We start from the raw sequence: 24020 nt of genomic DNA on the forward strand, positions 1-24020 counted from the left end.
ACATAGTTTACGTGAATATGCGTGGCCTCGGTCTAATTTAAATCGTTAATGGAGCACTAGCGTCAGCTCCCCATCGCCCAAGCTTGACGAAGCAACGGTTGGCGCCCATACAAAAAACCAGTTGGCATGTATGCTCAACTGGTTTTTGCAAATGAACGCTAGTTTATTTCGTGGCGATTGTTTGAAAGACTCGCTCTGCTGCTGCAATGGTCGCCTCAATATCTTCGCTTGAGTGGGCCGTCGATAAAAACAACCCTTCAAACTGCGATGGGGCTAGGGATATGCCTTCTGCCAACATTCCACGGAAATAAGCAGCAAACAAATCCAAGTCGGACGTCTGCGCTTTTTCAAAGTTATACACGCGCTCGTCTGTAAAGAATAAGCCAATCATCGAGCCAGCACGGTTAATCGAGTGGGGAATGCCGTGCTGTTTCGCTGCCGCTGAAAGGCCAGCTTCCAAACGCTCTGCTTTACGAGCAAACTCATTGTAATCTGCTCTTGTAAGCTGTGAAAGTGTGTAGTAACCTGCCGTCATTGCAAGGGGATTTCCAGAAAGTGTTCCTGCTTGGTAAATCGGCCCGCTTGGTGCGATTTGCTCCATAATTTCCCGTTTGCCGCCAAAGGCGCCGACAGGGAGACCCCCACCGATTACTTTCCCAAGGCATGTTAGGTCAGGCGTTACGCCAAATTCCCCTTGTGCACACGTATAGCCAACGCGGAAGCCAGTCATGACTTCATCAAAAATAAGGAGCGTACCGTTTTCTTCCGTCCACGTTCGCAAAGTTTCTAAGAAGCCTGTTTCTGGAGGGACAACCCCCATATTCCCTGCGACTGGCTCGACAATGACGGCTGCCAAGTCATCTCCAAACGTCTCAAATACATAGCGAACGCTCTCCAAATCATTGTAATGAACCGTCAATGTATTTTGGGCTACACTTTCTGGAACACCTGGACTATCAGGGAGGCCGAGTGTCGCCACACCAGAACCTGCTTTAATCAACAGCGAGTCGCCATGTCCATGGTAACAGCCAACAAATTTTAAAATTTTGTTTCGCCCCGTATAGCCCCGTGCTAGGCGCAATGCGCTCATTGTCGCCTCTGTCCCTGAATTGACCATCCGGACAACATCAATTGAGGGCACACGCTCGATGACAAGTTTGGCAAGCCTCGTTTCATATTCATGGGGAGCGCCAAAACTTGTCCCCAGTTCCGTTGCTTTTTTTAACTCTTCGACGACAACGTCATTGGCATGTCCTAAAATGAGCGGTCCCCAAGACAGGACATAATCAATGTACTCATTCCCGTCAATGTCTTTTATCTTTGCGCCTTTCCCCTCTTTCATGTAAACCGGGTTCATGCCTACTGATTTAAATGCCCGCACCGGGCTGTTCACTCCGCCTGGCATGAGCGGCTGTGCTTCTTTAAACGCTTCAATCGACTTGGTCCAATTTTCCATGCTTTCAGCTCCCTTTTAGCCAGTTGGCTACATCTTTGGCATGATAAGTCAAAATCAAGTCCGCCCCTGCCCGCTTCATGCTGATTAATGTTTCCATTACCATTGCTTTTTCATCAATCCAGCCATTTTGGGCGGCCGCTTTTACCATTGCATATTCGCCGCTAACGTTATAAGCGACAAGCGGCATGCCTGTTTCATTTTTGACTTCGCGGACAATATCCAAGTAGGAGAGTGCAGGCTTAACAATTAAAAAGTCGGCTCCTTGCTCTACATCTGAACGGGCTTCTCGCAAAGCTTCTTCACGGTTGGCAGCATCCATTTGGTACGTTTTGCGGTCGCCAAAAGCAGGAGCGCTATTAGCAGCATCACGGAACGGCCCGTAAAAAGCAGAAGCATATTTTACGGCATAGGACATAATCGGAATATCAGCAAAACCTGACTCATCCAATCCGTTGCGGATCGCATAAACAAAGCCGTCCATCATGTTGGATGGCGCGATGATATCAGCCCCTGCTTCCGCTTGGGAAATAGCCGTTTTCGTAAGCAATGCTAAACTTTCATCGTTTAGGACATCGCCCTCTTTCACCAGTCCACAATGGCCGTGGTCCGTAAACTCGCATAAACATGTATCGGCAATCACGACCATATTTGGAAACGCACGCTTTACTTGCCGGATCGCGCGCTGGATGATGCCTTCTTCCGCATACGCTTGTGAACCGCAAGCATCTTTTTCTGACGGAATGCCAAATAGAATAATAGCCGGGATGCCTAGGCTTTCCACTTCGCCAACCTCTTCATTTAAGCAATCAAGTGAAAACTGATAGACCCCTGGCATGGACGGTACTTCCGTCTTCTTGTTTTTTTCTTCTGTCACAAAAAGGGGGTAAATCAAATCATCTGCTTGTAGTGTCGTTTCTCGAACCATGCGGCGAATCGCGTCACTTTGGCGTAAACGGCGGTGGCGTGTAAATGGTTGGTTCATCGTTTCATTCCCCCGATATCGTTTAAAATCGTATCAATTAGGCCTTTAACAGTATATTCGCTAGCAGTTACTAGAGGAGATAGTCCGCATTGCTTTGCTGCTCGGGCTGTGACTGGGCCAATGCAGGCAAACGTTTGGGCGAGAATCCCAGCTGCCGGTGCGACGTTGGCATAATGCACTGCCGCTGAAGTGCTTGTCAGCGTAACGTAATCAAATGTCTTTTGTTCTAAACGTTTCGCCTGTTCCCCAGCACCAGCAGGGCATATTGTATCGTATACGATCATTTCTGTAACAGTGGCCTGTCTGTCTGATGATGAAAGGATGTCGCAGACCGTTCTTTTAGCCAGTTGTCCCTTTACAACCAATACATCCGAATGTGGAGCAAGCAATGGGACCAACTCTTTTGCGAGCGCTTCACCTGTATATTCACTCGGAATAAAATCACAGTGTAGCCCCTGGTCTTCAAGAAGTTGTGCTGTTTTCGGGCCAACCGCCGCTACTTTTGCCGTAAATGGCTGCCCTTTATACAGTTCCAAAAAAGCACGCACGCCATTTGCGCTCGTAAAGACAACCCAAGCAAACTGGTGTAAATGAGCAAATGTTTCCCTAAGTGCCGGTGTCAAATTCCTTGTCACGCATTGAATGAGCGGCAAAGAATGAGGTATAGCGCCTAAAGCAGCTAGCTCGGCTGCCCACCTTTCGTTTTGCCGCTCTTCTCTCGTCATGAGAATATGTTTCCCCTTTAGCGGTTTCATGACCCTTCCAGTTCGCTCCTGACCTTTTCAAGAATTGCTCCAGCCCCTTGTGCAGTCAACAGGCTTGACACCTTTTTCCCTAGCTCTTCCGCAACCATTCCACTTTTTGCTTCTTTTAGTATCGTTTTGCCGTCAGGAGAACCGACAAGCCCTGTCAGGAATACTGTGCCATCCTCAAGCACCGTTGCATATCCGCCAATCGGCACTTGGCAACCGCCGTTCATTTCCTTTAAAAAAGCACGTTCTGCCAAAACGGCTTTTCCTGTTTCATCATGGTGCAGCTTTGCTAACAGTTCCGTTGTTTCCACGTCGTCCACACGGCATTCAAGCCCTAGCGCCCCTTGGCCAATCGCAGGTAAGCATACGTCTTTGCTCAAGTATTCGGTAATGATCTCCTCGTCATAGCCAAGCCGCTTTAACCCAGCTGCAGCCAAGACGATCGCCGAAAAATCTTCCTCTTTTAATTTGCGCAAACGGGTCTCCACATTGCCCCGTATCCATTTTACTTGCACATCTGGGCGCCTATGTAAAATTTGCGCAGAACGCCGTAAGCTGCTCGTGCCGACAATTGCACCTGCTGGGAGCTCGTCCAGCGTTTGTCCTCCTTCGCTCACAAGCACATCCCGTGGATCCTCTCGCTCTGTAATTGCAGCAAGGGTGAACTCTTCCAACAGTTCGGACGGCACGTCTTTCATCGAGTGGACAGCGACGTCAATTTCTCCAGAGCGGAGCGCCGCTTCAATTTCTTTAACAAACAACCCTTTCCCGCCTACTTTTGATAACGTCACATCGAGAATGCGGTCGCCCTTCGTCACAATTTCTTTCACTTCAAACTCATAGGGAACGCCAAGCTGTTTAAGCTGCTCAATGACCCAATGCGTTTGCGTTAACGCCAATTTGCTTCGGCGTGTGCCAATCACAATCTTTCGCATGTGCTCCTCCTTTATAACCACGTGTGAAAATCAGTATAACGACCGCTAACAATATAATTAACGAGCAAAACGGCGAAGGCGCCTATATTAAGCCAAATCGACCGATAGCCTTTTCCGACAATTGCAAGCCGCAAATAAAAATATAGCCCGTAAGCGGCAAGAACGCACAACGACAAAATCGTTTTTGCATCCGTCCACCAAACATGGTCATATTGGCTAATCGACCAAACCACGCCCCAGATGACGCCGACTAAGTAAAACGGAAAACTTGCCACAGATGCGAAGTACGAGAATTTTTCAGTTTGTGGCAGCGAACCAAGGCGAATGAGCCGCTTACCCCATAGCCGTCGCTTCAAAAGCTGGTGCGCTAGCAAATAGAGTACGGCAGCAGCGGCCGCAACGGTAAAGCCTGTATAGGAAAGCAAGATAAAAACAACATGCATGACAAGCAGCTCTGAAGCAAGCAAATCCATCGTTGCTTGTGTCACGTCACCAGAAGGGACAAATAGGCTGCCTGACATAACGGCGAAACCGAGGACATTAAGGACGAAGACTAAAAAGGCCATTTTCACTTTCCAATTAATGAAGAGCGAAACGGTCACAATCGACCATGCATAAAAAAACAGCCCTTCAAACGGAGTGATTAAAGGGAGCCGATCCAATTCAAACATCCGCATAACAAAGTAAACAGTTTGTAGCCCCCAAACAAACAAAAGCAACCAAAAGGCAATTCGATTGGCTTTTTGGTTGTTAGTCAAAAAGTCGATAAAATATCCAATTAAGCTCAAACTATAGAGCAAGACGGTGATTGGATAAACGAAATCCATTGGCACTCCACGTCCTATGTCCGCAGCGCTATGCCTTGATTTAAGGAAGGGCGCTGCCCTTCTTTCCAAGATTGTTCCGCATAATCAGCTTCTGCCTTTTCGGCAAGTTCTATTTGTGCTTCGAGGGCGAAAATCGTCTTAAACAACTCAAGGGAATGCTTGGCATCCGGTTCAGCTGCAAGCTCTTTCACTCTCGTCAACGGATCGCGGAGCAATTGATTGACAATGCTTTTCGTATGTTTGTTCAACACTTTTATGTCACGTTCTGATAAGTGAGGAAGCTTCCGTTCAATGCTTTCCATTGTATCGCCTTGGATTTGCAATGCTTTCTCACGCAAGGCTGTAATAAGGGGCACAACGCCTAGTGTATTTAGCCATGCTTTAAAGTCATCGATCTCTTCCTCAATCATAACACCGATTTTTTCAGCTTCTTTTTTGCGCTCTTTTTTATTGGCTTCAACAATGTTCTGTAAGTCATCAATGTCGTATAAGTAAACGTCGCTAATCGTTGCAATTTCCGGGTCGATATCCCGTGGCACCGCTATATCAATCGCAAACAGCGGCCTGCCCTTCCGTTTTTTAAGAGCGTCTGTGGCATTTTCCTTTGTGACAACAAAGTTGCGGGCCCCCGTGGAGCTAATCACGACATCTGCTTCTTTTAAAGCATCATTCAATTCAGCAAAAGAGCGTGCCGTTCCTGAAAACTGGCTTGCCAGTTCTACCGCTTTTTCTTTTGTCCGGTTCATGACGCTAATGGAAGCTGCACCATTCGCATAAAGATGTTTGGCCGTCAATTCGCTCATTTTTCCAGCGCCTAAAATAAGCACATGTTTTCCTGAAAACGTGCCGAAAATTTTCTTTCCAAGTTCTACGCCTGCATAGCTAACGGAAACGGCTTGTGAAGAAATTTCGGTTGACGAGTGCACACGTTTGCCGAGCGTAACCGCTTGTTTAAATAGCTGGTTAAACACAGTGCCTGTGACTTTCTCTTCTTGGGCAAGCAAAAATGCCTGCTTCACTTGTCCAAGAATTTGCGTTTCGCCGATCACCATTGAGTCTAAACCACAAGCAACGCGGAAAAGGTGTTCAATGGCATGGTCATTTTCACGGATAACCAAATACGGCGTTACGTCTTCCATATCGACAGAAAACCACTCTGCCAAAAATGCTTTTGCAAAATAGCGCCCAGTATGAAGCTGATCTGCGACTACATACAGTTCAGTCCGGTTGCAAGTAGAAAGGATAACGCATTCCATCATGCTTTTTGATGAGCGAAGCTTCTTGAGTGCTTCTGGAAGCTGGTGTTCGCTAAATACTAGTTTTTCCCGTATTTCTACTGGGGCTGTTTTATAATTTAATCCTATTGCGATCGTATGCATGTCATAGCCCCCTAAAGGTCGATCCAATTCTAGTTTCTCTACTTTACTTTGCCCAAAATCGATTATAACATGTCTTAATTATAACATGTCTAAATAAGGACTCAAAAACATTTTGTGAACAAACAAAGAAAACGCTCTTATTTTGAATGAATGTAATCTAGCTCGATCACTTGCAAAAAAAGCAGTGGAAGTTTACTCCACCGCTCATTCTGTTACTTTTAAATGGTTCAAAATCGTTCGCCAAGCCTCATCCTTGCCGAGTCCAGTGGCAGAAGAAAAGATTAGCAACGGGTCACTTGCCTCTTTGTCCAACGTTTTGGCAATGGCCGTTAACTGCTTCTGCCATTTTCCTTTCGGGATTTTATCAGCCTTTGTGGCAACCAAAATGACAGGAATGCCGTAATGCTTCATCCAGTTGTACATGAGTTGGTCGTCTTCAGATGGGCGATGCCGAATATCAACTAGCTGCAACACAGCTTTTAGTTCTTCTCGTTCGGACAAATACGTTTCAATCATTTTACCCCATACGGCTCGTTCCGTTTTTGAGACTTTGGCGTATCCATAGCCTGGAACATCAACAAAGTAAAGGCGTTCGTTAATTTCATAGAAATTAAGCGTTTGTGTTTTTCCCGGTTGGCCTGATGTACGGGCAAGCCCTTTCCGATTTAGCATTTTGTTGATGAAAGAAGACTTGCCGACGTTGGAACGGCCGGCAAGGGCAAGTTCAGGAAGCTGGTTTTTCGGGTATTGCTCTGCTTTCACAGCGACATGCGCTAATTCTGCCTTTGTCACTTTCATTGGGTTTCCTCTTTCAACGCAACTTTCAATACTTCATCCAAATGGGAGACAGAAACAATGTTTAATTCCTTTCTGACGCTTTCTGGAATATCATCGACATCCCGTTCATTGTCTTTCGGAATAATGATCGTCCTAATGCCAGCCCGATGAGCACTCATTGCTTTTTCTTTTAAGCCGCCAATCGGCAACACTCGGCCACGCAACGTAATTTCGCCAGTCATGCCGACTTCGCGGTCGACCTTTCTTCCAGTCAGTGCAGATATAAGTGCTGTCGCCATTGTAATCCCCGCTGACGGGCCATCTTTCGGAGTCGCCCCTTCAGGTACGTGGATGTGTATGTCTGTTTTTTCATTAAACCCAGGATCAATCTCAAGCTCTTCAGACCGGGAACGGATATAGCTGAAGGCTGCCTGGGCTGATTCCTTCATGACATCACCAAGTTTGCCCGTTAGTGTCAGCTTGCCTTTTCCAGGAACTGCGGAAACCTCAATTGCTAGCGTTGTCCCTCCAGCAGATGTATAAGCAAGGCCAGTCGCCGCGCCAACTTGGTCTTCCACTTCCGCCATCCCATAGCGAAAACGTGGTTTGCCTAGCATCGTTTCCACCATTTTTTCTGTAAGGACGACCCGCTTTCTCTCATTCATCACAATCATTTTCGCCGCTTTACGGCATAGCGTTGCCAGCTGCCGTTCAAGACCGCGCACGCCTGCTTCTCGAGTGTAATAGCGGATTACCTTTTTAAGGGCTTCAGGTCTTGCTTGAAACGTGCTCTTTTTTAACCCATGCTCGCTCACTTGTTTCGGCAGCAAGTAGCTTTGGGCAATCTCTAACTTTTCCAGCTCGGTATAGCCTGGGATTGAGATGATTTCCATTCGGTCAAGCAGGGGTCCAGGAATTGTGCCGATATTATTTGCCGTTGTCACAAACATCACCTTCGAAAGGTCATAAGCTTCTTCAAGGTAATGGTCGCTAAATGTACTGTTTTGTTCAGGGTCTAACACTTCAAGCAAAGCAGATGCTGGATCACCCCTAAAATCTTGGGCCATCTTATCAATTTCATCGAGGAGAAATACTGGATTGATGGTCCCCGCTCGTTTCATTCCTTGAATGAGACGGCCTGGCATCGCCCCAACGTATGTGCGGCGATGACCGCGAATTTCTGCTTCGTCACGTACGCCGCCTAGTGACATACGTACAAACTTCCGGTTTAATGAGCGAGCAATGGAACGGGCCAATGACGTTTTACCGACTCCAGGCGGTCCAGCTAAGCACAGAATCGGTCCTTTCATGCTTTTTGTCAGTTGGCGCACGGCCAAATACTCAAGGACGCGCTCTTTCACTTTATCAAGTCCGTAATGGTCTTCATTCAAAATGGTTTCAGCACGACCGACATTAAGCTCATCTTCTGTTTCGGTTTTCCATGGAAGTTGGATAAGCCAATCCAAATACGTTCTTAAAATCGAGCTTTCTCCCGCATTGGCTGGCATTTTTTCATATCGACCTAGTTCTTTGATCGCTTTTTCATACACATGTTCAGGCATACCAGCTGCATCAATTTTTTCACGGAGCTCGGCAATCTCGCCCGTTCGCCCTTCACGGTCGCCTAATTCCTTCTGAATCGCCTTCATTTGCTCACGCAAGTAATATTCTTTTTGCGTTTTCTCCATAGCCTTTTTGACGCGCTGGCCAATTTTCCGTTCAAGCCCAAGCACTTCTTGTTCATTGCCTAATCGTTCAATCAGTTTATGGAGCCTTTTGTTGACATCAATCAACTCAAGCAATTCTTGCTTTTGCGTTAGTTTTAACGTTAAGTTCGCAGCCACGATATCAGAAAACAATTCAGGATCTGTTGTTTCTCTAAGGGAATTAACCGTTTCTTGTGAAGCTCGTTTCGATTGTTTGGCAAATTGTTCATACATTGATAAAAGCGTGCGCATCAATGCTTCTGATTCAATATCGCCTTCCCGTTTTACTTCAAATAAGGACACATCGACAACTAAGACATCGCCATAATCTTTAAAAGAAGTGATTTCTCCTCGTTGGATGCCTTCCACTTGTATTCTGACAGTGCCGTTTGACAATTTTGACGCTTGGTTTATTTTTGCAAATGTCCCTATTTTATACAAATCCTCCTGTTGAGGATCATCTAACGTCGTTTCTTTTTGGGTGGCCAAAAATAAGTGATGGCCATTGCTTTTCGCTTCCTCTAACGCTTTGACAGATTTTTCGCGTCCAACGTCTAAGTGCATGATCGTGCCTGGAAAAATAAGCACACCACGCAAAGGAAGGAGCGGAACACGTCGTTCCGAACGAATTTCACCCATCCGTCATACACCTCCGCACATTCTTCTCTAGAAGCCTTAATCCTTTTTGTTTTACCAGTGTATCCGAATGCAAGGAAAGATAATACTCTTTTCTTGCTTTCAAGCACACAACGCTTAGAGCGCCACTCAAATGATTGACGCTCTGTCATTTACATCATTCTACTCATTCAACTTATTTTAGCTTACTTACGCGCCCTTTGTCTAATACTTAGATTGGAGAGGGATCGTATCCTATCGCAGACGCTGGAATCGCCTCTGTTTCAATTTTTTCTTCTACGAGCGCAAGCTCAAGGACTTCATCAAATGTTTTCACAGGATGAATGGTAATGCCCTCTATTGTGTTCAAGAGCGCTTGTTCATTTTCTTTCGGGATAATGATCCGTTTGGCTCCAGCTTGCTTAGCCGCTTTCACTTTTGCGATAACGCCGCCAATCGGTCGAACTTTGCCATGAACACTTAATTCTCCTGTCATCGCTACTTCGTTTGAAACGGCAGTTTGTTTAATACCCGAATAAATACCAGTAGCAATGGCAATCCCTGCAGACGGGCCATCAACAGGCGTACCCCCTGGAAAATTGACATGAATATCGTAATCGCCAGTTGGCAGCCCTTTCCGCTTCAGAACAGTAATGACATTTTCAACGGATGACCGGGCCATGCTTTTTCTTTTAATTGAACGCATTTGCGAACCCGACTGTTCTTCTTCGGCAATTCCTGTAATCGTCAGCGTGCCATTCCCTGCTCGTTCTTGTACAAGCACTTCAATTTCTAGAAGCGCGCCGCTATTTGGCCCTGTTACAGCCAAGCCATTGACAAGGCCAACAGCAGGCTGTTCGTGAATGCGCCGTTCTGGCCGTGGCGACATTTGGCTCGAATGGAGCACCCATTCAATATCGTGTTTTTCGATGGAAGTGCGTTTATCTGCCCGGGCTGCTCCAACGGCAATTTGGACGACATTGACCGTTTCCCGTCCATTGGTAGCATAGTCAGCAATCTTTTTGGCTGCATCATCTGTTAAAGCCATGCCCGCTTTATCAGCGGCTCTTTTCGCAATTTCCACAATCTCATCAGGATCAAGAGCCCGGAAAAATACTTCCAGACAGCGAGAACGAATGGCAGGAGGCATTTCTTCTGGCTGTCGCGTCGTCGCAGCGACTAGGCGAAAATCAGCAGGGAGCCCCCTTTTAAAAATATCGTGGATGTGAGAAGGGATTTGCTCGTTTTCCGAGCTGTAATAAGCGCTCTCTAAAAACACTTTTCGATCCTCAAGCACCTTTAACAGCTTATTCTGCTGGATTGTATGAAGTTCTCCAATTTCATCAATAAATAAAATGCCGCCGTGTGCTTTTGTAACTGCCCCTGGCTTTGGTTGGGGGATGCCAGCTTGTCCCATCGACCCCGCGCCTTGGTAAATCGGATCGTGTACAGAACCAATAAGGGGATCAGCAATGCCCCGTTCATCGAAACGGGACGTCGCACCATCCAACTCGACAAAAGCAGCAGTTGAGCGAAACGGCGAATCTGCTTGGCGTTTTGCCTCGTCAAGAACTAAACGCGCTGCGGCTGTTTTCCCGACCCCTGGCGGACCGTAAATGATCACATGTTGAGGATTTGGCCCACATAGCGCCATACGCAACGTTTTTAACCCATCTTCCTGACCAACAACTTCCGACAAATGCTTAGGTCTCACTTTTTCAGCGAGGGGCTCTGATAAGCGAATATCACGGAGCCTTTTCATTTTCTCCAATTCCACTTTCGATTCTTTATCAAGATATGTTTTTTGGCTACGCTGGCTTTTTAACAAATTCCAAAAGTAAACACCAATGATGATTCCAAAAAACAGTTGTACAAACAAGGCAATGGTTGCAAAGCCCATAATTTCCTTCCTCCCTAATAGATGAATGATGCTGTTAGTATTTCCTAGAGCGTTTTCGTTAATCGAAAAACAACACGCTCATTTTTTCCAATTTCGATTGCACCTTTGGAGGAAGGAAGCGTAAAAACCCTCCGGCAAACTGCCGGAGGGGGGCTTGCTATGCGCTTTCTTTCGGTTTATCCAACGTTAGTTCAGTACCGTCTGCTGATTTTAAAATCGGCGGTGCGTCATCCGTCACACATGCACCATGAATGATGCATTTGACCGCATCCTCTCGTGACGGCAAATCAAACATGACGTCGAGCATGATGCCTTCAATAATGGAGCGAAGCCCGCGAGCGCCTGTTTTACGTTCAATTGCTTTATTGGCAATTTCTCGCAACGCGTCTTCGGTAAATTCAAGCTCCACGTCATCAAGCTCTAGAAGTTTTTGATACTGTTTGACAAGCGCATTTTTTGGCTTTGTCAAAATTTCAACGAGCGCATCTGTGTCAAGCGGCGACAAACTTGAAATGATTGGCAAACGACCGATAAACTCTGGGATTAAGCCAAAGCGCAGCAAATCTTCTGGAAGCACTTTTGATAAATATTCACCTGGCTTCAGATCATCTTGTTTTGCATCGTCGGTACCAAAACCAATCACTTTCTTTCCAAGGCGCCGTTTAATGATTTGTTCGATCCCATCAAACGCCCCTCCACAAATAAAGAGGACATTGGTTGTATCGATTTGGATAAATTCTTGATGCGGATGCTTGCGGCCCCCTTGAGGAGGGACGCTTGCTGTTGTTCCCTCTAGAATTTTAAGCAATGCTTGTTGGACCCCTTCACCAGAAACATCCCGTGTAATCGATGGGTTTTCTGACTTGCGTGCAACTTTGTCAATTTCGTCAATGTAAATAATGCCTTTTTCAGCCTTTTCCACATCATAATCGGCCGCTTGTATCAGCTTTAGCAAAATGTTCTCTACGTCTTCCCCGACATAACCAGCCTCGGTAAGCGAGGTGGCGTCCGCAATCGCGAACGGAACATTCAAAATGCGCGCTAGCGTTTGTGCGAGCAACGTTTTCCCGCTTCCTGTTGGCCCGATTAAAGTGATATTGCTTTTTGAAAGCTCTACGTCTTCAGACCTAGACATGGAATTAATCCGTTTGTAATGGTTATAGACCGCTACAGAAAGGGATTTTTTTGCCTCTCTTTGTCCAATGACATAGTCATCCAAAATAGAGCAAATTTCATTAGGCTTAGGGATTTCTTCAATTTCTACTTCTTCATCCGTGCCTAATTCCTCTTCTACAATCTCTGTGCACAGTTCAATGCACTCATCACATATATACACACCAGGGCCAGCTACGAGCTTTCGAACTTGATCCTGAGTTTTTCCACAAAACGAACATTTTAATTGGCCTTTTTCTTCGTTAAATTTAAACATGCCCTCACCCCTTACAGGATATTGTTTTCTGTTGCTTGAGAAGCTCAAACAAAGAAAATCATTAACGTCAAATCATTGTAGCATATCCGCCGTTAACACTCTAGAAAAATGCTTTTTATGTACGTATTTTGCCATTTGCCTTAATTGTGGACTTAAAAAAGGAATTGGTCCCTCCCTTTGCCACATTATAATACTATTCAAGCAAACGATGCAAAAACCCTTTAAAATTTGCCTAGTTCCAGCATGTTCAATATCGGAACAGAACATACTAAAAATATGGAGAAAGGCATGGAACAATTCCATGCCAAGTTCACATACAAAGGCAGTATGAGGCTCGTGCCGCCCTTATGATTCTGTTGTTACTTCTTTGCTGTTATCGACAAGCACGTCAATCGCTTTGCGCAGTTTCAGATCGCCTTTTACATTGTCTGTGCCGCCTTGGGCAGCGAGCAATGCTTTGATTTCCTCCACTGAACGCTGGTACATATCAGCCATTTTTTGGAATTCTTCTTCAATCTCTTCTTCGCTTACTTCGACATTTTCCGCTTCTGCAATTGCTTCGAGTGTCAAGTTTACACGAACGCGCTTTTCAGCATCCTCTTTAAATTGATTGCGCATGTCTTCTTCAGTTTGCCCAGAGAACTGGAAGTACATATCCAAGTTCATTCCTTGCGCTTGCAGGCGCTGACCAAATTCTTGCAACATACGGTCTGTTTCCGTTTCGATCATCGCTTCTGGCACATTGATGTCTGCTTGTTCTGCTGCTTTTTCAAGCAGTGAATCACGGACGGCATTTTCAGAAGCCGTTTTCTTTTGCTCTTCCAATGTAGAACGCAATTCGTTCTTCAGTTCGTCCAATGTTTCTACTTTCTCATTCACATCTTTTGCAAACTCATCATCAAGTTCAGGCAACTCTTTGCGCTTAATGTCATGCACTTTCACTTTGAATGTCGCAGGCTTCCCTGCAAGTTCTTCCGCGTGGTATTCTTCTGGGAATGTGACTTCGACATCTTTTTCTTCCCCTGATTTCAAGCCAACAAGCTGTTCTTCAAATCCAGGGATAAACGAATTTGAGCCGATTTCCAATGAATAATTCTCAGCCGTGCCGCCTTCAAACGCTTCTCCATCTACATAGCCAGCGAAATCAATAACAGCTGTATCGCCATTGGCGATTTCACCATCTTCAAGAACAATGAGTTCTGCATGTTGTTCTTGTAGCTTTTTAAGCTCAGCTTCTACATCCTCATCGGTTACATCTGTGCTCGGCACTTCCACTTCAAGGCCTTTGTAATCACCAAGCTTGACTTCAGGCTTTACTGTAACGGTAGCTTTAACGATAAGCGGTTCGTTTTTGCCAATGCTTTCTACATCGATTTCAGGACGATCTACAGGATAGATGCCTGTTTCTTCGACAGCGTTTGCGTAAGCTTCTGGCAACAGAATGTCAATCGCGTCTTGGTAAAGCGATTCAACGCCAAACTGTTTTTCAAATAGGCCACGAGGCACTTTTCCTTTACGAAAACCAGGGACATTCACTTTCTTTACCACTTTTTTAAACGCTTTATCTAAAGCATCATTGACTTTATCTGCTTCGACTTCAATCGTTAAGACGCCTGTGTTATCTTCTGTTTTTTCCCATTTTGCAGACATGTTCTTATTCCCTCCAGCACTAAAATAGCAAAATCATTTCTCACGTTTTTGACAACCATTCCATTATAACATAAAGGCGCCATCTTTCAATCAGTTGCTTACTAAAATCTCTTATGTATGGAACCATTGGTTTTGATCTTGCGACTCAAGAAGAATATCCTTTTCCAACGCTTCGATTTCATTTGAAGCACATAGCACATCAAACCGTTTGCAGCCATAGCAATCAACCATGTCCTCTTCATCTGTTTCTAAGCCAAGCTGTTCAGCAGCAACTAAATGGAAAGCACATGCCCATGCTTTTGGATTCGGCGGATCTGGTAAGAAAGGATACGTGATTAATAAGTATGTATGGTGCAGTTGTCTTGCCATTTGCAAGAGCACCGGGTCTTCCTGTTCAAGTTGTTCTTCCAAAGCTTGACGAATCGCTTTGTCTATGTCCCGTTCTCCTGGTATCGGCAATTCCGCTGGTTGTACTTCCATGCTCCGCTGTTCCTTTTTAATGATGATCGGTAGCCGATCATTCCAATCATGCAAGAGTACAAGGGCATACGTGCGCATAAGTGCCTTGGCGTTTTCATCGGCTGCCAACTCGCGCACGTCTTTGAGTAATGCCTTCACATTGAGCTGCTTAACCGTTTGCAATGCTTTCCATTTTGCAGGCTCATTAGCGGCATGAAGGCCAGCACGCAACTCCAGCACTGTTTCTTTTTTATGTTCTTCATCCAAGAGAGAAGCGTCATATGCTTGTGAGCTCGACATTTGCCTACTGAAATGGAGAAGCTCATAAAAGGTTTCTGCATGTTCAGATGGCAGCCGGTTTTCGCTGAGAACCGTTTCCAACAAGTGGACGACTTCCTCATAACGCGACAGCTGTACAAGCAAAGACACATGGACTTGCAGCGTTTCGTAGTAATCGCCAATGCCTTCGTTTAATAGCGCTTTTGTTTTTTCAGCCGCTTCCTCTTGACGGTTTAGCTCAATCAAACTTAGGACTACGCCAAAACGTGCTTGGGCGCTCGTCGGCTCATACGTTTCCGCTTGTGAGAAAAGCTGAAGCGCTTTTTGGCCATTTTTTCTTTTTAATTCATCCATGCCTTCCTCTACAAGCCGTTTCACGACTCCTGGAAACAGGATGATGTTTTGTTCTTCATGGTGATGTTCATTCGTCAATGCAATCGCCCGCTTTCTGCCCGATTCCTTTAATGTATCACGGCTCCTCTGTCTTATACAAATCCCCATGTACTCCTATTCGCTATTCCTTCCCCATTCCCTTTTAAATCAAACTTAATCAAAGAAAGCCCCCAAAAGGGGACTTTCACAGACTGTAGACAAACGCTCGCATTGAAGTAACGATCAAAACTGATGAGAAGGACCTAGAGAATGCACTCTGTATGGAAAACATCTCCGTTCTCCGAGCTTCTCTCGACTTTACTCCTCGTTTAACAAACGTTTTGTTTGCTCTTATTTATTGACTGCTGACTGGCGTTGCTCGTATTTAGCAATTGCTTCTTCATATTGGAGGGTAAGGCTAATTTCATCCCATCCGTTGTAGAGCATTTGCTTCCAATACGGATCCATGTCAAACTTTGTTTCTAGCCCATTTTGCTTAATGAGCTGTTCACCTAAATCGACTATAATCTCTTCTTGGCTTTCTTTCGCCCGTTCCATCCACAAATCAGTTTCCTCAGGCGAAAGACGGATCGGCAACAAGCCGTTTTTTACGCAATTATTATAGAAGATATCGGCAAAACTTGGGGCTATAATGACGCGGAAACCGTAATCATACAAAGCCCACGGTGCATGTTCTCGCGAAGAGCCACAGCCAAAATTATGGCCAGTAATCAAAATGCTTGCCCCTTGTGCTTCTGGTTGATTAAGCTCAAATGCCGGGTTATCTACACCATCTGCTTGAAAGCGCCAATCGTAAAACAAATATTGACCGAAGCCCGTGCGCTCTACACGCTTTAAAAATTGTTTCGGAATAATTTGGTCTGTATCAATATTGACGCGGTCTAAAACGACTGCTTTGCCTTTATGAACTTGAATCGGTTCCATTAATACTCACCTGCTTTTACCATTTTGCGGACGTCTACAAACCGACCAGTGATCGCTGCTGCTGCTGCCATTGCCGGGCTAACCAAATGGGTGCGCGCTCCCTTTCCTTGCCTGCCTTCAAAGTTTCGGTTGGAAGTCGATGCGCAACGTTCCCCTTCAGGAACCACATCTGGATTCATACTCAAACACATGCTGCAACCTGAATCACGCCATTCAAATCCAGCTTCTTTAAACACTTGATCCAATCCTTCTTCCTCAGCACGTTTTTTGACACGCTGGGAGCCAGGGACAATAAGGGCGCGGACTCCAGGCGCTACTTTGCGACCCTTAATAACGGCTGCCGCTGCCCTTAAATCGCTCAAGCGTGAATTGGTGCATGACCCAATAAACACATGTTGGATTTCAATCTCGCTCAAAGGCGTGCCTGGTTCGATATCCATATAGTCAAGCGCTTGGCTGATTGCGCGCCGTTCTACTTCCGTTTTCGCATCCTCTAGCCGTGGCACAGCTTTTGATATGCCCGCCCCTTGGCCTGGATTGGTTCCCCATGTCACCATCGGTTCAATTTCTGCTGCATCAATCGTCACTGAGCGATCATAGGTTGCTCCTGGATCGGTTGCCAATCGGGCCCACTTCTCGACGATCTCATCGTACTCCTTGCCTTTTGGAACGTTTGCTCTGCCTTGCAAATAATCAAACGTTACTTGGTCAGGGGAAATCAAACCTGCTTTCGCCCCTGCCTCAATCGACATGTTGCAAATCGTCATCCGTTCTTCCATTGTCATACCGCGAATGGCTTCTCCAGTAAATTCAATGATGCTGCCTGTGCCAATATCGACGCCGAACTTTGCAATGATGGCCAAAATCACATCTTTGGCAGTTATGCCTTCGTTAAGACGCCCAGAAATATGGACCTCGAGCGTTTTCGGCTTTGATTGCCAAATCGTTTGTGTGGCCAATACATGCTCGACCTCGCTTGTGCCGATTCCAAACGCAATAGCGCCAAATGCCCCATGGGTCGATGTATGGCTGTCGCCACAGACAATCACATGCCCTGGCTGAGTCAAGCCTAGTTCTGGGCCAATGACATGGACAATTCCGTTTTCTGGGTGGTCTAAATCAGCCATCTCAATGCCAAATTGCTTACAGTTAGCAGCAAGTGTCTCCATTTGCGTGCGCGCGATTTGATCACGGATGTCATAGCGGTTCACTGTCGGGACATTGTGGTCCATTGTTGCAAATGTTTTATCTGGCCGCCTCACTGTTCTTCCTGCAAGTCGCAACCCTTCAAATGCTTGGGGGGATGTGACTTCATGCACCATATGCAAATCAACATAAAGCAAATTCGGTTTACCTACTTCTTCCACAACCGTATGCGATTCCCATATTTTTTCGATAATTGTTTTTGCCATAACGCTCCCTCTTTTTTTAACGGCTTGAGGCACTTTTAAGAGCAAGCGCCTCAATCACCGCATTTGTTATTGCCGTTGTCGAAACAGCGTTTTCGCTTGCTTTTGCGATGTCTTTTGTCCGTACTCCTTGAGCTAGCACACGATCAACGGCGACTTCGATTGCTTTTGCCTCGTCCGCTAACCCAAAACTATATTGCAGCATCATTGCTGCTGATAAAATGGTCGCTAGCGGATTGGCCGCCCCTGTCCCTGCTATGTCAGGAGCAGAGCCGTGCACAGGTTCAAATAAGCCGACTTTTGACGTATTCATGCTCGCCGATGGCAATAAGCCGAGGGATCCGGTAATCATCGAAGCTTCATCACTCAAAATGTCGCCAAACAAATTTTCCGTTACGATGACGTCAAACTGCCTTGGATCACGAATAAGCTGCATCGCCGCATTATCGACAAGCATGTGCGAAAGCGTGACGTCTGGATACTCGCTGGCTACGTCATCAGCAATTTCCCGCCATAACCTGCTCGACTCCAAGACATTCGCCTTGTCAACAGAGACCACATGTTTCTTGCGCGTTCTAGCAAATTGAAACGCTTGGTGCAAAATCCGCTCGATTTCCCCCCTTGTATAAAGGAGCGTATCCACTGCCCCGTCTTCTCCATTGATTTGTCGCCGTTCACGTGGCTCGCCAAAATAAAGCCCGCCTGTTAACTCCCGTACAATCAACAAATCAACGTCGGCCAACACTTCCTCCTTTAAGGTGGATGCATCCATTAACGGTTCCAGTACACGGACAGGGCGAAGGTTGGCGTAAAGGCCCAGTGCTTTGCGGATTTGCAGCAGCCCTTTTTCTGGCCGTTTTTCAGGGGCATTGCCGTCCCACTTTGGTCCGCCGACTGCGCCAAGCAAAATCGCGTCGCTATCTTTGGCGAGATCCAGCGTCTCCTCAGGAAGGGGGCTGCCAGTTGCGTCAATGGCATCCCCGCCAATCCGCCCTTCAATAAACCGAAATGTATGGCGATACATCCGGGCAATTTCTTCTAACACCCGTTTCGTTTCGGCAATAATTTCGGGGCCAATGCCGTCCCCAGGTAAAAGCAATATTTGTTTTTCCATTGTCTCCTCCTTAGCTTTCCACCTTCGCCATTTCCCGTTTTGCATAATGCTTCCGAGCTATCACGCGGTTCACAGCGTGCAAATACGCTTTTGCCGATGCCTCTAACACATCATGTGCCACACCCCGTCCGCTTTGTTCAAAATCGTCTGCTTTGATGCGCACATGAACTTCCGCTAACGCATCTTCTCCACCATTTACGGACTGGATTCGGTAATCAGCTAGGCTGTAATTGCCACCAGTCATTTTTGCCAATGTATTGTAGATTGCTTCGACGCTTCCAGAACCAGTCCCTGCTTCTTCGATTTCGCTGTCATCCTGTTTCTTAAGGCGAATCGTGGCAGTTGGTACGTGGTTCATTCCATACGTGACTTGCAGCGCAGTCAGTTCATAGGCTGTGCTGTCTCGATCATCGGTCGCATCGGCAATCAATGCATACAAATCGTCTTCAGTCACTTCTTTTTTCTTGTCGCAAAGTTGCTTAAACGCGCTGAAAATCGTTTGTAGCTTTTCGTCCGAGCCAGAAAAACCTAATTCATTCAACTTTGTTTTAAATGCATGGCGGCCAGAATGTTTCCCTAAAGGCAATGTAGAAGTGGCGCCGACAAGTTCAGGCGTAATGATTTCATAGGTTTCTTTATTTTTAAGCATCCCGTCTTGGTGGATCCCTGACTCATGAGCAAACGCGTTCGCTCCTACAACCGCTTTATTTCCAGGAACATTCATCGACGTGAGCCTGCTGACAAGGGCGCTTGTGCGCTTTAGTTCTGATAGTTTTAGCCCTGTTTTCGCCTGGTAATAATCAGAACGAATTTGCAAAGCAACGGCGATTTCTTCTAGCGCTGCGTTTCCAGCACGTTCGCCAATGCCATTGATTGTACACTCTACTTGGCCCGCCCCCGCAGAAATAGCGGCAAGTGAATTGGCTACACCCATGCCTAGATCGTCATGGTTATGAGTTGATAAAATCGCACGGTCGACGTTTTTAACATTTTCGGTTACAAATTCAAACAATTTCGATATTTCTTCTGGGGTTCTATACCCAACTGTATCAGGAAGATTAATGACAGAAGCACCTGCATCAATCACCGCTTCAATAATCCGTTTTAAGAACGGCCATTCTGAACGGTTTGCGTCCTCTGCCGAAAACTGGACGTGGGGAAACTTTTTCGCTGCGTAACGAACGCTTTCTACTGCCCGCTCCACTACTTGATCTGGAGTCAGTTTAAGTTTATGCTCCATATGAATCGGCGATGTCGCCAGAAAGACGTGGACTCTTGGCTCAGCGCTTGATTTTAACGCCTCCCAAGCAGAGTCAATATCGCTTTTCTTGGCCCGAGCAAGACCGGTAATCGATGATCCTTTTACCGTTTCAGCAATTTCCTTTACTGCTTGAAAATCGCCAGGTGAGGAGGCTGGAAAACCAGCCTCAATAATGTCCACACCTAGACGTTCCAATTGCCGGGCAATTTCTAACTTCTCTTTCACGGTCAAAGCGATGCCAGGCATTTGTTCTCCATCGCGCAGCGACGTATCAAACACGTTAATTTTTCGCATTCGCAACCACTCCCTTGGATTTGGATGCTTTCACAAATGGCATCATTTCCCGTAATTCGCGGCCAACTACTTCAAGAGGGTGATTTTTCTCCGCTTTGTTAATGGCGTTATACTCAGGACGGTTCAGTTTGTTTTCCAAAATCCAACCTTTCGCAAACTTGCCTTTTTGGATGTCGCTTAAAATCTCTTTCATTGCTGCTTTTGTTTCCTCTGTCACGATGCGCGGTCCAGCTTGGAAATCGCCCCACTGCGCTGTATCAGAAATCGAATAACGCATGTATTCAAGGCCGCCTTCATACATAAGGTCAACGATCAGCTTTAGTTCATGCAAACATTCAAAATAAGCGATTTCCGGCTGATAACCTGCTTCAACAAGCGTCTCAAACCCTGCTTTGACCAATGCGGAAGTTCCGCCACATAGTACCGCTTGCTCACCAAACAAGTCTGTTTCTGTTTCTTCTTTAAACGTTGTTTCAAGCACCCCTGCACGGGCAGCGCCAATTTGTTTTGCATAAGCAAGTGCAATGTCCTTCGCTTGCCCTGTCGCGTCTTGGTAGACAGCAATTAGTGCTGGAACACCAGCGCCTTCTGTATACGTACGGCGGACAAGGTGACCAGGCCCTTTTGGCGCCGCTAGAAAGACGTCAACATGTTCAGGCGGTACGATTTGGTTAAAGTGAATATTAAAGCCGTGTGCGAATACAAGCGCTTTGCCAGCCGTCAATTCTGGTTCAATCGATTCTTTGTAGATCGCTGGCTGATGTTCGTCTGGTGAAAGAATCATGATGATGTCTGCTTTCGCAGAAGCCTCGCGGACAGAGTAGACAGAAAACCCATCTTCCGTTGCTTTATCCCATGATTTTCCTGGACGCAATCCGATAATGACGTCCACTCCTGATTCGCGCAAATTTTGTGCGTGTGCATGGCCTTGGGAGCCATAACCAACAATGGCAACCGTTTTTCCTTCTAGTACTTGTTCATTTACATCTCCGTTATAATATACTTTTGCCATGATTCAATCTCCCCTTCAATTGTTTTTATATGGACTCGCTAATTAATCAGCGTTAGTCTTGACGTATCGGTGCTAATTTTAGAGCTGCGATTGACAGCTGTCACGCCAGTACGGGCCAGTTCTTGGATGCCATATGGTTTGACTAATTCAATAAATGCTTCAATTTTTTCGTTATTCCCAGTAATTTGCAATGTCATCGACTCTTTGCCGATATCGACTGCTTGCGCCCGGAATGTTTCAGCAAGGGAGGCGATTTCGCCCCGTTGTTGGGGCGTGGCTCCTATGCGGACAAGGGCAAGTTCACGCTCGACAATCGCTTCATCGGTAATGTCTTTAATCTTTAACACATCAACTTGTTTATGAAGTTGCTTTATCATTTGCTCGACGTTTTCCATCGAGTCGACAATAACCACAAATGTCATTCGCGAAATCGTTGGATTTTCTGTTACACCGACTGTGATGCTGTCAATGTTGTACTGCCTTCTTGCAAACAAGCCTGTCATGCGGTTTAGCACGCCTGATTTGTTGTTAACTAGAACGGTGATCGTCCGTTTCATGATGGCTCTACTCCTTCCATACAGTGGTGACCTGTGCCTGGGCAAACCATCGGGTAGACGTTTTCTTCTTTTGCGACACACACTTCCAACAATACAGGGCCTGGATGAGCCAATGTTTCAGCGATCGCTTCGTCCAGCATTGACAGTTTGTCGACCTTTACCGCTTTAATGTTATAAGCTTCAGCGAGCTTAGCAAAGTTAGGCTGGATTGGGAAAAGCGAATGGGAATAGCGCTCGCCATGAAAACGTTGTTGCCATTGCCGTACCATTCCAAGGGAAGCATTGTTGACAATCACAATTTTGACTGGCAAATCTAGTTCCTGCAAAATCGACATTTCTTGAAGCGTCATCTGAAAGCCTGCGTCACCAGTAATCGCCAATACCGGCAATTCCGGTTCAGCAATTTGTGCTCCGATTGCCGCCGGAAATCCAAATCCCATTGTGCCAAGGCCACCTGATGTAATCCACCGATTTGGTTTGTTAAACTTAAAGTGTTGCGCCGTCCACATTTGATGCTGGCCGACGTCCGTCGTAACAATGGCCTCACCCTTTGTATGTTCATACAGTTTTTGGATCAGCTCCTGTGGCTTAATGACCTCCCCGTCGCGATGAAACCACAGCGGATAATCTCGTTTCCAGTCGCTAACTTGCTTGCGCCACTCGTCGTGCTCGGCTATAGCCCCGCTTCCTTTCAATAGCATCGCTAACGCCTCTTTCGCATCCCCTACTACCGGAATTTCGACATGAACATTTTTGCCAATTTCAGCTGGATCAATGTCGATATGGGCAATGCATGCCTCTGGAGCAAAATGTTCAAGGGCGCCAGTTAATCTGTCATCAAAACGAGAGCCAATGTTGATCAAAAAGTCTGATTTGTGGAGCGCCATGTTTGCAGCATATGTTCCATGCATGCCAGCCATCCCGAGATGCAATTCCTCTTCGCCAGGAAAAGCGCCTAGTCCAAGCAATGTCTGAGCGACAGGAATTTGGAACTTCCGCGCAAATGCGGTTAATTCCTCACTTGCTTGTGCGTGAAGGACACCGGCGCCGACAAGCAGTACTGGCCGCTTCGCTTCTTTAAACTTATCCAGAAGCTTGCGAATTTGCTGCTTATTCGGTTTAACGGTTGGTTGGTAGCCAGGCAAGTGGACAGGTTCCTCATAATCAAAGATTCCCAGTTTTTCTGAAATATCTTTCGGCAAATCAATCAATACTGGCCCCGGCCGCCCGCTAACCGCAATATGAAACGCTTCTTTTACTTTTTGTGCTAGTTCTTCTATGGAACGGATTTGAAAATTGTGTTTCGTGATCGGCATTGTAATACCAAGCATATCGGCTTCCTGAAAAGCATCGGTACCAATCACCTTTGTAGCCACTTGGCCGGTGATGACGACCATCGGCAGCGAATCCATCATCGCATCCGCAATGCCTGTAACGACATTTGTCGCTCCTGGCCCCGAAGTGACGATGCAGACACCTGGCTTTTGGGTAATGCGCGCATACCCTTCAGCCGCATGAATCGCGCCTTGCTCGTGGCGAGCTAGAATATGGTTCATTCCTAATTTATAAATCTCATCGTATGTTGGTAAAATCGCTCCGCCTGGATAGCCAAAAATGACTTCGACTCCTTCGCTGGCAAGTGCTTTTAATAAAATCTCAGAACCTGTGCAAACAGCCTGCTTGTTTTCAGCGGCTTGTGGCGTTGCCGCTTCATTGGAATGGATCATGTCTCTCGCGCCTCCCTTAGTTTTCATTTTCTATTTATTGTTTTCCGCCAACAAAAAAGACTTTCTGCGCGCCCATGCTGGGATCCAGCAAGGGGCGAGAAAGTCTTCACGCGGTACCACCCTTTTTCGCTAACAATCGTTAGCCTCAAGCAAGCCGTAATCTGGCTCGCAGTTTTTATAACG

The 24020-nt window shown here is 46.2% G+C and carries 19 protein-coding genes and 1 other annotated feature (1 of these 20 only partly in view); all 19 genes read right to left on the reverse strand.

The annotated features are described in order from the left end of the window. Positions 1 to 163: 163 nt before the first annotated feature. Entirely contained in the window at positions 164 to 1456 is a 1293-nt protein-coding gene (hemL, locus tag N6H06_RS17040; RefSeq protein ID WP_212954008.1) for a glutamate-1-semialdehyde 2,1-aminomutase, read from the reverse strand. A gap of 4 nt (positions 1457 to 1460) precedes the next feature. Continuing rightward, positions 1461 to 2438 carry a porphobilinogen synthase gene (gene hemB / locus N6H06_RS17045; RefSeq protein WP_062749610.1) on the reverse strand — a complete coding sequence of 326 codons (978 nt, stop codon included), beginning with the start codon at positions 2436 to 2438 and terminating at the stop codon, positions 1461 to 1463. Further along, complete coding sequence (locus N6H06_RS17050; protein WP_062749612.1) at positions 2435 to 3193, reverse strand: uroporphyrinogen-III synthase; 759 nt, start codon at positions 3191 to 3193, stop codon at positions 2435 to 2437. Before N6H06_RS17050 ends, hemB begins: the two co-directional genes overlap by 4 nt. Further along, on the reverse strand, positions 3190 to 4125 hold the full coding sequence (hemC, locus tag N6H06_RS17055) for a hydroxymethylbilane synthase (protein WP_263707577.1): 936 nt from the start codon (positions 4123 to 4125) through the stop codon (positions 3190 to 3192). Before hemC ends, N6H06_RS17050 begins: the two co-directional genes overlap by 4 nt. Before the next feature lie 11 nt (positions 4126 to 4136). Then, positions 4137 to 4952, reverse strand: a complete 816-nt coding sequence (locus N6H06_RS17060; RefSeq protein WP_062749616.1) for a cytochrome C assembly family protein — start codon at positions 4950 to 4952, stop codon at positions 4137 to 4139. A 14-nt stretch (positions 4953 to 4966) separates the two neighbouring features. Continuing rightward, the gene (gene hemA / locus N6H06_RS17065) at positions 4967 to 6331 is read right to left on the reverse strand and encodes a glutamyl-tRNA reductase (protein WP_062749618.1); all 1365 of its coding nucleotides are present in this window, start codon (positions 6329 to 6331) and stop codon (positions 4967 to 4969) included. Between the two features lie 204 nt (positions 6332 to 6535). Then, positions 6536 to 7129, reverse strand: coding sequence for a ribosome biogenesis GTP-binding protein YihA/YsxC (yihA, locus tag N6H06_RS17070; protein WP_062749620.1), 594 nt, complete (start codon positions 7127 to 7129; stop codon positions 6536 to 6538). Further along, positions 7126 to 9453, reverse strand: a complete 2328-nt coding sequence (gene lon / locus N6H06_RS17075) for an endopeptidase La (protein ID WP_062749622.1) — start codon at positions 9451 to 9453, stop codon at positions 7126 to 7128. Before lon ends, yihA begins: the two co-directional genes overlap by 4 nt. A 208-nt stretch (positions 9454 to 9661) precedes the next feature. Then, on the reverse strand, positions 9662 to 11329 hold the full coding sequence (lonB, locus tag N6H06_RS17080) for an ATP-dependent protease LonB (protein ID WP_263707578.1): 1668 nt from the start codon (positions 11327 to 11329) through the stop codon (positions 9662 to 9664). 157 nt (positions 11330 to 11486) lie between these two features. Further along, positions 11487 to 12758, reverse strand: a complete 1272-nt coding sequence (gene clpX / locus N6H06_RS17085) for an ATP-dependent protease ATP-binding subunit ClpX (protein ID WP_011247479.1) — start codon at positions 12756 to 12758, stop codon at positions 11487 to 11489. A gap of 345 nt (positions 12759 to 13103) precedes the next feature. Next, positions 13104 to 14408, reverse strand: coding sequence for a trigger factor (gene tig, locus N6H06_RS17090; protein WP_062749626.1), 1305 nt, complete (start codon positions 14406 to 14408; stop codon positions 13104 to 13106). 111 nt (positions 14409 to 14519) lie between these two features. Beyond that, positions 14520 to 15647, reverse strand: a complete 1128-nt coding sequence (locus tag N6H06_RS17095; protein ID WP_062749628.1) for a hypothetical protein — start codon at positions 15645 to 15647, stop codon at positions 14520 to 14522. Between the two features lie 222 nt (positions 15648 to 15869). Next, entirely contained in the window at positions 15870 to 16463 is a 594-nt protein-coding gene (gene leuD, locus N6H06_RS17100) for a 3-isopropylmalate dehydratase small subunit (RefSeq protein ID WP_062749630.1), read from the reverse strand. Further along, a complete protein-coding gene (gene leuC, locus N6H06_RS17105; RefSeq protein WP_062749632.1) occupies positions 16463 to 17875 on the reverse strand; it encodes a 3-isopropylmalate dehydratase large subunit in 1413 nt (470 codons plus the stop codon). The genes leuD and leuC overlap by 1 nt, the downstream gene beginning before the upstream one ends. Before the next feature lie 16 nt (positions 17876 to 17891). Further along, positions 17892 to 18986, reverse strand: a complete 1095-nt coding sequence (gene leuB, locus N6H06_RS17110; RefSeq protein ID WP_263707579.1) for a 3-isopropylmalate dehydrogenase — start codon at positions 18984 to 18986, stop codon at positions 17892 to 17894. Positions 18987 to 18996: 10 nt separating this feature from the next. Further along, positions 18997 to 20541, reverse strand: a complete 1545-nt coding sequence (locus tag N6H06_RS17115; RefSeq protein ID WP_062749636.1) for a 2-isopropylmalate synthase — start codon at positions 20539 to 20541, stop codon at positions 18997 to 18999. Next, positions 20528 to 21553, reverse strand: a complete 1026-nt coding sequence (gene ilvC / locus N6H06_RS17120) for a ketol-acid reductoisomerase (protein WP_263707580.1) — start codon at positions 21551 to 21553, stop codon at positions 20528 to 20530. Before ilvC ends, N6H06_RS17115 begins: the two co-directional genes overlap by 14 nt. Before the next feature lie 38 nt (positions 21554 to 21591). Further along, positions 21592 to 22110: an acetolactate synthase small subunit gene (ilvN, locus tag N6H06_RS17125; protein WP_062749640.1), complete on the reverse strand. Its 519-nt coding sequence runs from the start codon at positions 22108 to 22110 to the stop codon at positions 21592 to 21594. Then, complete coding sequence (ilvB, locus tag N6H06_RS17130) at positions 22107 to 23837, reverse strand: biosynthetic-type acetolactate synthase large subunit (protein WP_062749642.1); 1731 nt, start codon at positions 23835 to 23837, stop codon at positions 22107 to 22109. Before ilvB ends, ilvN begins: the two co-directional genes overlap by 4 nt. Before the next feature lie 87 nt (positions 23838 to 23924). Beyond that, positions 23925 to 24020: a binding site (T-box leader), on the reverse strand (it continues 147 nt past the right edge of the window).

Origin of the sequence: Shouchella tritolerans, from assembly GCF_025770735.1 — a bacterium.
Lineage (GTDB): Bacteria > Bacillota > Bacilli > Bacillales > Bacillaceae_D > Shouchella > Shouchella tritolerans.

Coding starts and splice junctions, on each gene's coding strand:
- hemA (WP_062749618.1), bottom strand. CDS start 6,331: ATGCATACGATCGCAATAGGATTAAATTATAAAACAGCCCCAGTAGAA.
- N6H06_RS17095 (WP_062749628.1), bottom strand. CDS start 15,647: ATGGGGATTTGTATAAGACAGAGGAGCCGTGATACATTAAAGGAATCG.
- N6H06_RS17115 (WP_062749636.1), bottom strand. CDS start 20,541: ATGCGAAAAATTAACGTGTTTGATACGTCGCTGCGCGATGGAGAACAA.
- lonB (WP_263707578.1), bottom strand. CDS start 11,329: ATGGGCTTTGCAACCATTGCCTTGTTTGTACAACTGTTTTTTGGAATC.
- ilvN (WP_062749640.1), bottom strand. CDS start 22,110: ATGAAACGGACGATCACCGTTCTAGTTAACAACAAATCAGGCGTGCTA.
- N6H06_RS17060 (WP_062749616.1), bottom strand. CDS start 4,952: ATGGATTTCGTTTATCCAATCACCGTCTTGCTCTATAGTTTGAGCTTA.
- hemL (WP_212954008.1), bottom strand. CDS start 1,456: ATGGAAAATTGGACCAAGTCGATTGAAGCGTTTAAAGAAGCACAGCCG.
- N6H06_RS17050 (WP_062749612.1), bottom strand. CDS start 3,193: ATGAAACCGCTAAAGGGGAAACATATTCTCATGACGAGAGAAGAGCGG.
- leuD (WP_062749630.1), bottom strand. CDS start 16,463: ATGGAACCGATTCAAGTTCATAAAGGCAAAGCAGTCGTTTTAGACCGC.
- ilvC (WP_263707580.1), bottom strand. CDS start 21,553: ATGGCAAAAGTATATTATAACGGAGATGTAAATGAACAAGTACTAGAA.
- clpX (WP_011247479.1), bottom strand. CDS start 12,758: ATGTTTAAATTTAACGAAGAAAAAGGCCAATTAAAATGTTCGTTTTGT.
- tig (WP_062749626.1), bottom strand. CDS start 14,408: ATGTCTGCAAAATGGGAAAAAACAGAAGATAACACAGGCGTCTTAACG.
- hemC (WP_263707577.1), bottom strand. CDS start 4,125: ATGCGAAAGATTGTGATTGGCACACGCCGAAGCAAATTGGCGTTAACG.
- leuB (WP_263707579.1), bottom strand. CDS start 18,986: ATGGAAAAACAAATATTGCTTTTACCTGGGGACGGCATTGGCCCCGAA.
- hemB (WP_062749610.1), bottom strand. CDS start 2,438: ATGAACCAACCATTTACACGCCACCGCCGTTTACGCCAAAGTGACGCG.
- lon (WP_062749622.1), bottom strand. CDS start 9,453: ATGGGTGAAATTCGTTCGGAACGACGTGTTCCGCTCCTTCCTTTGCGT.
- yihA (WP_062749620.1), bottom strand. CDS start 7,129: ATGAAAGTGACAAAGGCAGAATTAGCGCATGTCGCTGTGAAAGCAGAG.
- ilvB (WP_062749642.1), bottom strand. CDS start 23,837: ATGATCCATTCCAATGAAGCGGCAACGCCACAAGCCGCTGAAAACAAG.
- leuC (WP_062749632.1), bottom strand. CDS start 17,875: ATGGCAAAAACAATTATCGAAAAAATATGGGAATCGCATACGGTTGTG.